Origin of the sequence: Pseudomonas baetica (assembly GCF_002813455.1) — a bacterium.
GTDB lineage: Bacteria > Pseudomonadota > Gammaproteobacteria > Pseudomonadales > Pseudomonadaceae > Aquipseudomonas > Aquipseudomonas baetica.
Genome location: NZ_PHHE01000001.1, coordinates 2,897,183 through 2,907,596, shown reverse-complemented (window position 1 = coordinate 2,907,596; position 10,414 = coordinate 2,897,183). Strand labels below are relative to the sequence as shown.

At 60.2% G+C, this 10,414-nt stretch carries 8 protein-coding genes; 1 reads left to right on the top strand and 7 read right to left on the bottom strand.

Annotated elements, in window-relative coordinates; genetic code table 11:
• Positions 1–8 precede the first annotated feature (8 nt).
• Genes ATI02_RS13120 through ATI02_RS13110 form a run of 3 tightly spaced genes read right to left on the bottom strand, consistent with a single transcriptional unit; the run spans position 9 to position 1,760 of the window.
• Positions 9–269: a phosphopantetheine-binding protein gene (locus tag ATI02_RS13120; RefSeq protein WP_100846485.1), complete on the bottom strand. Its 261-nt coding sequence runs from the start codon at positions 267–269 to the stop codon at positions 9–11.
• A complete protein-coding gene (locus ATI02_RS13115; RefSeq protein ID WP_100846484.1) occupies positions 250–1,059 on the bottom strand; it encodes a lysophospholipid acyltransferase family protein in 810 nt (269 codons plus the stop codon). Before ATI02_RS13115 ends, ATI02_RS13120 begins: the two co-directional genes overlap by 20 nt.
• On the bottom strand, positions 1,035–1,760 hold the full coding sequence (locus ATI02_RS13110) for a beta-ketoacyl synthase chain length factor (RefSeq protein WP_095187406.1): 726 nt from the start codon (positions 1,758–1,760) through the stop codon (positions 1,035–1,037). Before ATI02_RS13110 ends, ATI02_RS13115 begins: the two co-directional genes overlap by 25 nt.
• 355 nt (positions 1,761–2,115) lie before the next feature.
• On the opposite strand from ATI02_RS13110, the gene ATI02_RS13105 reads away from it, so the two are divergent.
• Positions 2,116–2,886, top strand: coding sequence for a ParA family protein (locus tag ATI02_RS13105; RefSeq protein WP_095187405.1), 771 nt, complete (start codon positions 2,116–2,118; stop codon positions 2,884–2,886).
• Between the two features lie 132 nt (positions 2,887–3,018).
• On the opposite strand, the gene trxC is transcribed toward ATI02_RS13105, so the two are convergent.
• The 4 genes from trxC to ATI02_RS13080 form a co-directional block, all read right to left on the bottom strand.
• Positions 3,019–3,453 (bottom strand): thioredoxin TrxC, encoded by a 435-nt coding sequence (gene trxC, locus ATI02_RS13095; protein WP_095187404.1) that lies wholly within the window; start codon positions 3,451–3,453, stop codon positions 3,019–3,021.
• Between the two features lie 80 nt (positions 3,454–3,533).
• The gene (selO, locus tag ATI02_RS13090) at positions 3,534–4,997 is read right to left on the bottom strand and encodes a protein adenylyltransferase SelO (RefSeq protein WP_100846482.1); all 1,464 of its coding nucleotides are present in this window, start codon (positions 4,995–4,997) and stop codon (positions 3,534–3,536) included.
• A 48-nt stretch (positions 4,998–5,045) separates the two neighbouring features.
• Complete coding sequence (mscK, locus tag ATI02_RS13085; protein ID WP_100846481.1) at positions 5,046–8,399, bottom strand: mechanosensitive channel MscK; 3,354 nt, start codon at positions 8,397–8,399, stop codon at positions 5,046–5,048.
• Between the two features lie 34 nt (positions 8,400–8,433).
• Positions 8,434–10,176, bottom strand: a complete 1,743-nt coding sequence (locus tag ATI02_RS13080; RefSeq protein WP_095187401.1) for a potassium/proton antiporter — start codon at positions 10,174–10,176, stop codon at positions 8,434–8,436.
• Between the last annotated feature and the right edge of the window lie 238 nt (positions 10,177–10,414).

Sequence of the window (10,414 nt, the reverse complement as noted above, 5' to 3'; positions counted from 1 at the left end):
GTCCGGTCTCAAGCTGCCTGTTTTGCCATGACGAAGGCCGCGAGGCTCGCCACATTGGTGAAGTGGTTACGGGTGTCTTTGGCGTCGGCGTCGATCTTGATGCCGTATTTTTTCTGGATCGCCAGACCCAGTTCCAGCGCGTCGACCGAGTCCAGGCCCAGGCCTTCGCCAAATAGCGTCTGGTCGTCGCCAATGTCGTCGACGCTGATGTCTTCGAGGCCGAGAGCGTCGATGATCAGCAGTTTGATGTCACGATTCAGATCGCTCATCTTCGGCGAGCTCCTTAATAAAGTAAGAGTGCAAATAATCGTTGAGCTTGCGCGAGGCCTGCGGGGCAGGGCCCATCGCGGCAAAGGTCTGTGGGTCTATATCGGCCCCGACACGAAAACTGAAGTGCACGCGACGGCGCGGGATCCGATACCAGGGTTCGGCCTTGGTCAAAGTGGTCGGGCTGACCTTGATGATCACCGGGGTAAGAATCTTCGCACCACGCAGGGCAATCGCCGCTGCTCCCCGATGAAAGGCCGGTGCCTGGCCCGGTTGAGTACGGGTGCCTTCGGGAAAAATAATCAGCGTCTGGCCGTTTTGCAGGGACTCGGCGGCGGCATCGAGCATGTCCATGCTGCCGTCGTTGCTGATGTATTCGGTACGGCGTAGCGGGCCACGGGTAAAGGGGTTTTCCCACAGGCTTTTTTTCACCACGCAATTGGCATGGCGCACCAGTCCTATGAGGAAAACCACATCGATCAGCGACGGGTGGTTGGCGATGATCATTTGCCCCGGACGGCCCAAGCGCTCGGCGCCCTGAATGTCATAGGTCAACACGCCGGTGCGGGCCATGAACTGCACGAAGAACCAGAACAGCCGACTCACCGTTTGCCGCGCACGCTGGCGGTGTCTGACAGCATCGCCTGGCAGGCAGGCGAGCAGTGGAAAAACCACCAAACGCAGGCACAGCCCGCCGAGCCCGAACAGAGCAAAGCTTGCTGCGGTCGCCAGCAAGCGCCAGTAGTAGGCGTCGCGGTTTTTCTCGGTCACGGGTTGCGTTGCCAGGTCCATACACGATTTTTCCAGGCATGTTGGCAAAGGGATTGCTGGCCAAGCAGGGTGCGCAGCAGGTTGAGCGCATGGGGCCAATGCGCTTTGGACAGTGCTTCGGTGCTGCTGTTCAGGGTCAGCCGCCAGTCGGTACCGGGGGTGAGCAGCAGTCCCAGCGCGTAAGGAAACGGTACATCGTCGATCCACTGCGAATAGGCGGCGGGCGGTTGTTCTTCAGTGATCACCAGCAACACCGCCGGAGCGCCTTCATTGAGCAGCGCCGCCGCTTCGAGCATGCCGTGTTCCAGACCGTCGCCCGCGGCGGCGAGGGCGGTCATTTCGCTGGTTTCGCCGCGCATGATCGACCACAGACCGATGATCGCGTTGTGCACCGACAGGCTGAACTGAGTCGGCGACAGCGGTTCATCTTTGGCAAGGTCGCTGAGAATGTCGTAGGTGCGCGGGGTTTCGCCGTGTCGCGAGACAAACACCAACGGCAGGTTTTCCCGACCATCGGCCAGTGGCCAGCCGACACTGAAGGCCATTCGGGCCAGACGGCTGAGGCGGCGGCGTTGCATGGCCGGTAAAAACGACACATCGGGCGCGGCATCGTTGCTCTGGAGCACGACCGGCTGTCGGCTCCAGGCCTGCCAGGCGTCCACGCTGTCGAGCCCAGGGGCCCACGCGCGCCATTGGGCGATGTTGAAGTTGATCACGGACATTCATCCCGCCCCTGCGGGTTTTGTTGACGCGTTGAATCGCCAGAGCCGCAGCAGACTTGACGTGGCGCATGGCGCCGGGTGGCGCGCATTATCCCGGTGCGACGAGTCTGTAGCAAATGCTGGTTACATTTTGCGCAATGAAATGTACCGAGTGGTTCGCAGAAAAACTGTCACTTGGCCATTATCCAGATTGATTGGGATTTGTCTGTCAGGCATCTCGACGATTAATGACGTTTTCTGCTCTGTCGGTATTCGGATATTTGCATCAGACCTTGTAGTCCGCTTCCGTGAAGGTAGCGAAGCGAGGTCTCGCGCATCTACACTCGGTCATTCTTTGATACACGGAGGTTTTGTCATGCGGCGCGTGGTATTCAATCAGAAAGGTGGCGTAGGCAAGTCCAGCATTGCCTGCAATCTCGCAGCGGTGAGCGCCAGCGAGGGTTATCGCACGCTGTTGGTGGACCTCGATGCCCAGGCCAACTCCACTCAGTATCTGACCGGGCTCACCGGCAACGACATCCCGATGGGTATTGCCGACTTCTTCAAGCAGACACTGTCTTCCGGGCCGTTCTCCAAGAAGAATCAGGCGGACATCTACGAAACGCCGTTCGACAACCTGCACATCATCACCGCGACCGCCGAGCTGGCCGATCTGCAGCCCAAGCTTGAGGCCAAGCACAAGATCAACAAGCTGCGTAAGTTGCTCGATGAGCTATCGGAAGATTACGACCGGATCTACCTCGATACGCCTCCCGCGCTGAATTTCTACGCTGTATCGGCGCTGATTGCCGCGGATCGCGTGCTGATCCCTTTCGATTGCGACAGCTTTTCGCGCCAGGCCTTGTATGGCTTGCTGGCGGAAATCGAAGAATTGAAGGAAGACCACAACGAAGGGCTGGAAGTCGAAGGCATCGTGGTCAACCAGTTCCAGGCCCGGGCGAGTCTGCCGCAGCAAATACTGGATGAGTTGATCGCCGAAGGTTTGCCGGTGTTGCCGGTGTACCTGACCAGTTCGGTACGGATGCGTGAGTCGCACCAAGCCAATACGCCGTTGATCCACCTCGATCCGCGACACAAGCTGACTCAGCAGTTTGTTGAGCTGCACAACCTGCTTGAAGATCACTGATTTGCCGGATTGCACCCAACCTACCTGTGGGAGCGAGCCTGCTCGCGAAGCGGTCGGTAGATTCAACATCTGAGTTGACTTACCGAACGCCTTCGCGAGCAGGCTCGCTCCCACAATTGGAGTTGCGTTGGGTCAGATCCCCTGGCTACGCAGCCACGCCATCAACTGCGGCAACGGAAACGCGCCACTCTGGCGCGCCACTTCCCGGCCGTTCTTGAACAGAATCAAACTCGGAATCGAGCGAATCCCCAACTGCGCTGACAACTGCTGATTGGCTTCGCTATCAAGCTTGGCCAAGCGGCACTTGCCGGCCAATTGCGCAGCCGCCTGCTCGAACACCGGCGCAAACGACTTGCATGGCCCGCACCAGTCCGCCCACACGTCCACCAATAACGGCAGATCGCCCTTGATCTGGCTGGCGTAGTCGCCTTGCTTGAGTTCGAACGGTTTGCTTAACAGCACTGCAGATTTGCAGCGCCCGCACTTCGGCTGGTCGGCGAGGCGCTCGGCTGGAATGCGGTTAAGGCCGTTGCAGGATGGGCAGGGGATGAGGAGTGGGTTGGTCATGTTCGGCTCGGAGAAGTTTTACGATGCGTACGCCTTATCTGGAGACGCACGAATCGCTTATCAAGATGGAGTTCAGCCCTTTAAGAAGAACAACTAATCTCCAAATGCTTGCCCCACTCCGGCGGCCGCTCTGCATAACTCTCCATCCCCGGCTGTTCCTCGAACGGCTTGCTAAGCACAGCATGCAAGCGACGAACCTCCGAGTAGTCGCCTTGCTCGGCGGCATCGATCGCTTTCTGCGCCAGATAATTACGCAGGATGTACAGCGGATTGACCGCATGCATCCGGGCTCGGCGCTGTGCCTGATCCGCATCACCATCGCGGGCAACCCGCGCCACGTAACGTTCGCCCCAGGCATCGAAGCCTTTGATGTCGACGAAGTCGTCACGCAATTGCGCAACGGCCAGTTCCGCAGATTGTTCACCGAGTCGACGGAAGAACAGCGTGTAATCAACGCCGCTGCTCTGCATCAGTTGCAGCAGGTTCTCCAGCAGCAATTGATCGTCATCTTCAGCGGTGGTGAAGCCGAAGCGGCGGCGCATCAGGTCGAGGTAGTGCGCCTGAAACAGCGGCAAATACAGACCCAGCGTTTCGCGCAGGGCTTCGACGCTGATGAATGGCGTCAGCGCCTGAGCGAGGGCGCTGAGGTTCCATTGGCCGATGGGCACCTGATTGCTGAACGAGTAGCGGCCCTGATCGTCCGAGTGGTTGCAGATGAAATTGGCGTCGAAGTCATCAAGAAAGGCGAACGGGCCGAAGTCGAAGGTGATGCCGAGGATCGACATGTTGTCGGTATTCATCACGCCGTGGCAGAAGCCGTAGGCCTGCCATTTGGCGATCAGTTCGGCATTGCGCTCGACGATCTCGCGGAACATCGCCAGATACGGTTCCGGCTGTTCCAGGCATTCGGGGTAGTGCATCGCCAGCACATGTTCGCCGAGCTGCTTCTGCTGCTCGGGCCGTTTGGTGTAGTAGAAATATTCGAAGTGGCCGAAGCGGATATGGCTCGGTGCCAGACGCAGCACCATCGCCGCGCGTTCCTGTTTTTCGCGCCAGACCGGGGTGTCGGAACCGATCACGCAGGCCGCGCGCGAAGACGGGATGTTCAGCGCATGCAGCGCTTCGGAGGCAAGGAACTCGCGGATCGACGAACGCAGCACCGCACGGCCGTCGCCCATGCGCGAAAACGGCGTCTGTCCGGCGCCCTTGAGGTGCAAGTCCCAGTGTTCGCCGGCTTCGTTGTAAACCTCGCCCAGCAACAAGCCCCGGCCATCGCCCAATTGCGGGGTGTAGCCACCGAACTGATGCCCGGAATAGACCATCGCCCGCGGCTCGGCATCGGCCCACAGCTTGTGGCCGCCAAACAGTTCGGCAAATTCCTCGGTTTGAGCGGTCGCCAGGTCGAGGTCCAGCAAGGCCAGGGCCGCCGGACTGGCGACGACCAGACGCGGATTGTCGATCGGCTCGGGTAGCACGTGGGCGCAGAACGCGTCGCCCAGGCGGGCGAAGCGATTGTCGAAGGTCAGTTCGTCGAGGGCTTTCAAGGGCCTGCTCCAGCAGAATGTCCGAGCATTCTGCTGGGATTAGACCGGTTAGTCGAGTTTGGCCGGCGGCGGCTCTTGCAGCGGTTTCTGATCGTCGGGCACCGCGACGATGGTTTTGGTTTCCGGCTCGATCGGCACCATCTTGTATTCCTGGCCGTGCAGGTTCTTCAGATAAACCTCCATCTGCCGGAACGAGATGTTGATGTGCTGCTTCTTGAACTCGCGGTTGATGAAGCGGTTGACCTCGTCGAGCACCGGGTTGCGGTCACCGAGGTCACGCACATGCATACGCAGTTCGTGGTCGAGGGTGCTTTCGCCGAAGTTGAGGAAGTACACGTGCGGCTCGGGTTCCTTGAGCACGCGCGGGTTTTCCCGGGCAGCCTTGAGCAGCAGTTCTTTCACCAGATCCAGATCGGAGCCGTAATCGACACCCAGCTTGAGCGTGACTCGGGTGATGGTATCTGTCAGCGACCAGTTGATCAGTTGCCCGGTGATGAACGTCTTGTTCGGGACAATGATGTCCTTGCGGTCGAAGTCGGTGATGGTCGTGGCGCGGATGCGGATCTTGCTCACCGTGCCGGACAGGTTGCCGATGGTGATGGTGTCACCGATCCGCACCGGGCGTTCGAACAGGATCATGATGCCGGAGATGAAGTTGGCAAAGATCTCCTGCATGCCGAAACCGAGACCAACCGACAGCGCTGCCACCAGCCACTGCAACTTGTCCCAGCTCACACCAAGCGTCGACAGGGTCGAGACGAAGCCGACGCCGGCGATCACGTACGACAGCAGCGTCGTGGTGGCGTAAGCACTGCCCTGAGCGAGATTGAGCTTGGACAGCACAAACACTTCGAGCAAACCGGGCAAGTTGCGCGCGAGGGCGAAGGTGATGCCGATGATGATCAGCGCGCCGAGCATGTCGCCGATGCTGATCGGCACCATGCTCATGTTGGCGCCGGTGCCGCTGGTGTATTCGTAGAGGGTGATGTTGTCCAGGTACGAAAACACCGAAATCAGGTCCGACCAGACCCAGTACAGCGCCGCGATAAAGCCGCCGAGCAGCGCCAGGCGAATCAGGCGCAGAGACTGTTCGTTGACCTTTTCGATGTCCAGGGTCGGTTCTTCGATCACCGCTTCGCCGTCGCCGGCCTCTTTCGCTGCCTGGCGTTTGGCCAGGGCGCGCTGATAGGCCAGACGCCGCGCCGCCACGCTCAGGCCACGCACGAAGGTGGCTTCGATCACCAGCCAGAACATCAGCAGGTAGAGGGTGTTGATCAAGCGGTCGCTGAGTTTCAGTGCGGTGTAGTAGTAGCCGAAGCACACCGCGACGAACAGGGCGATGGGCAGCAGGGTGAACATTACCCCGACAGCCTTGCGAAACAGTGAAGCGTTTTCGTGGGCCGGGCTGCTGATCAGCAAGCGACTGAGCAACCACGCCATTAACGCGTAGCAGGTCAGCACCACCGGCATACCGAGCACATCGTCGGCGAGTGCCGCCGGTTGCAGTTCGGCGACCGCCACTACGGCGACCAGTGCCATGACCACCAGCCCGAGTCGGCGTACCCAGCCTTGAAGGAATTCGACCTGGGGTTTTTCCCAGCGGAAATGCAGTTCGGCGACGCCACCCGGCGCGAGAATCCGGTAGGCGGTGTAGAACACCAGCCACGCCTGCCCCATTTGCAGGAGCGCCGCGCCCATGTTGGCGTTCTGGCCGCGGGCGTCGATCTGCAAGGCCAGACCACACAGGCCCAGACCGAGCGCCACCGGCATCGCCAGCAGAATGTTGATCAGAATCGCCTGCGGGGTGTGCCACTGACTGTCGCGTTTGAAATGGCCGATGTCCTGGTGAACCTTGTTCAGGCGACCGTAGAGACTTTTACGCCGCCACAGCAGTGCGCCGATCAGCAGTGCCAGCGGCAGGAACAGCAGCGGTCGCTGGGTCAAACCGTCGGTCAGTTCGCTCAGGCTCGAAGCCCATGGCAGGGTGTCGACCTGACGTTTGAGACGCTCCGGCACGCCGCGCATCCATTCCAGATCCAGCGGCTTGTTGCTCGGGATCCAGAACATCTGCTCATCGAGGGTCGCGCGCAGGCTTTGCGCGGTGCTCAACAGTTGCTTTTGATTGAGTTGCAGGGTGATCGATTCGTTGAGCATCGCGCTCAACTCGCGATTCAGACGCTCCAGCAAGTCGGCGCGGGTGTTGGCCAGATCCAGCAGGCTTTTGCGCAGTTGCGGGGTGACTTGTTCCGGTGGCTGAGCGGACAGCAGGTTGTCGACGTAGGCCGCCGGATTGCTCAGTTGTTCACGCTGCTGGCTGACGTCAAATTGCCACAGACGAATGTCGGCGATCTGATCCGCCAGGTCGCGGTCGACCTTGAGCCGTGGCAGGGCCTGTTTCTGTTTATAGAGAATCTTCGACAGCAGCAGGCTGCCCTTGAGCACGCTGATCTGCTCGTCCAGAGCCGAGTCGCTTTGGGTCAGGGTGTCGAGTTGCTGTTTGGTTTGCAGATTCTGCTGGGTGACTTCGTTGAGGCGGTCGGTGCTTTTGAGCAGATAGTCCGACAGCTTGAGGTTGGCCGTGCTTTCGATAGCAAGCAAGCTGCTGCTGCCGGCCTTCTGCGCTTCGATTGACTGCTGGGTGACGGTTTCCTGCGATTGTGCCAGACGCTTCTGGTTGATCAGCGTTTGCAGTTCCTGAATTTCGCGATCGAGGCGCTCGGATTTCTCCGAGAGCAGGTCATGCTGGGCGTTGCCCAAGTCTTGCAACTGGCTGTTGCCGGCCAGTTCCTGACGGCGCAATGGGATCAACGCATTCAGTGCCGACAGTTCCGCGTTCAACTGGTCGCGTTGCTCGGCGGTGATGGTTTTTCCCGCGTCCTTGCCGGACTTGAGGATGTTGTTGATCTGCTGGATGCGCGTCTGGCTCGTGGAGATTTCCGCCTGGGCGCGCTCGGGCCGGGTCTGGGCGGTAATGATCAGGCTGTTGGCGTCGGCCAGGGCCTTTTGCAGATCACTTTGCTGGGTCGAGCGATCCGTCAGAATCTGCTCCAGTTGCTGGATCGACTCCTTCGGAAAGCGCTGCGCCACTGGCACCACTGCAGTCGCCTTCAGGCGCGTCAGTTCGCGGGTGTTTTCGATGGTCTGCTTCGGCGCGGTGGCCAGTTGCTGCTTGAGATCGATCAACTTCTGTTCGTAATCACGCTGATTATTGAGTTGAGTCAGCGTGCTCTGCAGGATGGTTTGCAGGGTCTTTTTGTCAGCGTCCGGCAGCTTACTGTCGGCGAGCTTGTCCAGACTGGCCTGCACGGCTTCGCTGGACGGTGGTTCGGCGGCATAAAGCGGGCCGACAGTAAGACTAAGGCCCAACAGGGCCGCGGCGAAAAAGGAGCGCAGGGTAGGCATAGAGACCGGTCGAGCAAGTGATAGTGGACGCAGTTTAGAGGAAGAGCCCGGGGCCCGGGCGACTTCCTTCGGGGAATCTGACGCCCACTTTGCCGATCTTGTTCCCGTCCATGACTGCAACTGTCCAGTGGGTGTTGTTCCACTCCACCTGGTCACCGACGATCGGCGCACCGCCGACTTTATGGGCAATGAAGGTGCCGAGGGTCATGTCTGGGTCGATGCCTTCGGCCGGCAAGCCATAAAGCGCTGCCACCGCTTTAAGCTGGGCGTCTCCTTCGAGCACGAAGTCGCCGAAGAAACGCAGATCGAGGCCGCGTTGCGGCGCCTGGCTGAACAGTTTCCCGAGAGCCGGCAAGTTGTGTTCATGGCCGATGACACACAGCAAATCATCGACCTCCAGCACCGTACTACCCGACGGATGGAGCAGTTGCTGGCCACGAAACAGCGCGGCGATCCGTGTACCTTCGGGCATTTTCAGCTCGCGCAGGGGCGAACCGATGCACCATTTCTCGGCGCCGAGCTTGTAAACGAACAGCTCCCACTCGCTGGTGATGTGCACTTCCAGTGCGGATCGGGAAATCGGCGCGGGCTCCGGCGGTACCGTCACCTTCAGCAGTTTGGCCACCCACGGCAGGCTCGTGCCCTGCACCAGCAGAGACACCAGCACGATAAAGAACGCGAGGTTGAAGTACAGCTGCGCATTCGGCAGCCCCGCCATCAACGGGAACACCGCGAGAATGATCGGTACCGCGCCACGCAGGCCAACCCAGGAAATAAAGGCTTTCTCGCGACCATGGAAGGCCTTGAACGGCAGCAGGCCAACGACCACTGACAGCGGCCGCGCGAACAGAATCATCCACAGCGCAAGGCCGAGGGCTGGCAGGGCGATTGGCAACAGATCGTGCGGCGTGACCAGCAGCCCCAGTACCAGGAACATGCCGATCTGCGCCAGCCACGCCATGCCATCGAGCATGTGCAGAATGCCGTGGCGGCTGCGCACCGGGCGGTTGCCGATCACCAGACCGCAAAGGTACACCGCGAGGAAGCCGCTGCCGTGCAAGGCGTTGGTCAGGGCGAACACCACCAGACCACCGGCGATCACCAGAATCGGATACAGGCCGGCGGCGAGGTTGATCCGGTTGACCAGCTGCAGCATCAGCCAGCCACCGCCCAGACCAATGACGCCACCGATACCGAACTCGCGGATCAAGTGGGTCAGCAGGCTCCAGTGCAGGCCGGTCTGGCCGCTGGCGAGCATGTCGATCAGGGTGACGGTGAGAAACACCGCCATCGGATCGTTGCTGCCGGATTCGATTTCCAGGGTGGCGGTCACCCGTTCGTTCAGGCCCTTGCCGCCGAGCAGCGAAAACACCGCTGCGGCGTCGGTCGAACCGACGATGGCGCCGATCAGCAGACCTTGAATCAAGTTCAGATCGAACAGCCACGCCGCCGCCATGCCGGTCAGCCCGGTGGTGATCAACACCCCGACCGTGGCCAGCGACAACGCCGGCCACAACGCCACGCGGAAACTGGAAACCCGCGTGCGCAAGCCGCCGTCGAGCAGAATCACCGCCAGGGCGAGGTTGCCGACCAGATAGGCCGTCGGGTAATTATCGAAAATAATCCCGCCGCCATCGACCCCGGCCGCCATGCCGACCGCGAGAATGATGACCAGAATCGGGATGCCGAGACGGGAAGACAGAGAGCTGACAAGAATGCTTGCGCCTACCAGCAACGCGCCGATCAAGAACAGGCTGTTGATGGTCGTCGCATTCAAAGGCAGTACTCCAGAAGCGTAAAGACGGGCACAAACTGACCATGCAGTCTGCGTGCCAGCGATTCTAACCTGTTGAAATGTGATGCTGTCAAAAAGCTTTTTGCGCTGGGGCCGTTGATCGTTCCCACGCTCTGCGTGGGAATGCCTCAATGGACGCTCTGCGTCCGCTTGGGACGCGGAGCGTCCCCGGCTGCATTCCCACGCAGAGCATGGGAACGATCGACAGCAGAGCAGGCAG

Excerpts from the sequence above, each read along its gene's own strand:
- trxC (WP_095187404.1), bottom strand. The coding sequence starts at position 3,453 with ATGACCAACCCACTCCTCATCCCCTGCCCATCCTGCAACGGCCTTAAC.
- mscK (WP_100846481.1), bottom strand. The coding sequence starts at position 8,399 with ATGCCTACCCTGCGCTCCTTTTTCGCCGCGGCCCTGTTGGGCCTTAGT.
- ATI02_RS13115 (WP_100846484.1), bottom strand. The coding sequence starts at position 1,059 with ATGGACCTGGCAACGCAACCCGTGACCGAGAAAAACCGCGACGCCTAC.
- ATI02_RS13120 (WP_100846485.1), bottom strand. The coding sequence starts at position 269 with ATGAGCGATCTGAATCGTGACATCAAACTGCTGATCATCGACGCTCTC.
- ATI02_RS13105 (WP_095187405.1), top strand. The coding sequence starts at position 2,116 with ATGCGGCGCGTGGTATTCAATCAGAAAGGTGGCGTAGGCAAGTCCAGC.
- ATI02_RS13110 (WP_095187406.1), bottom strand. The coding sequence starts at position 1,760 with ATGTCCGTGATCAACTTCAACATCGCCCAATGGCGCGCGTGGGCCCCT.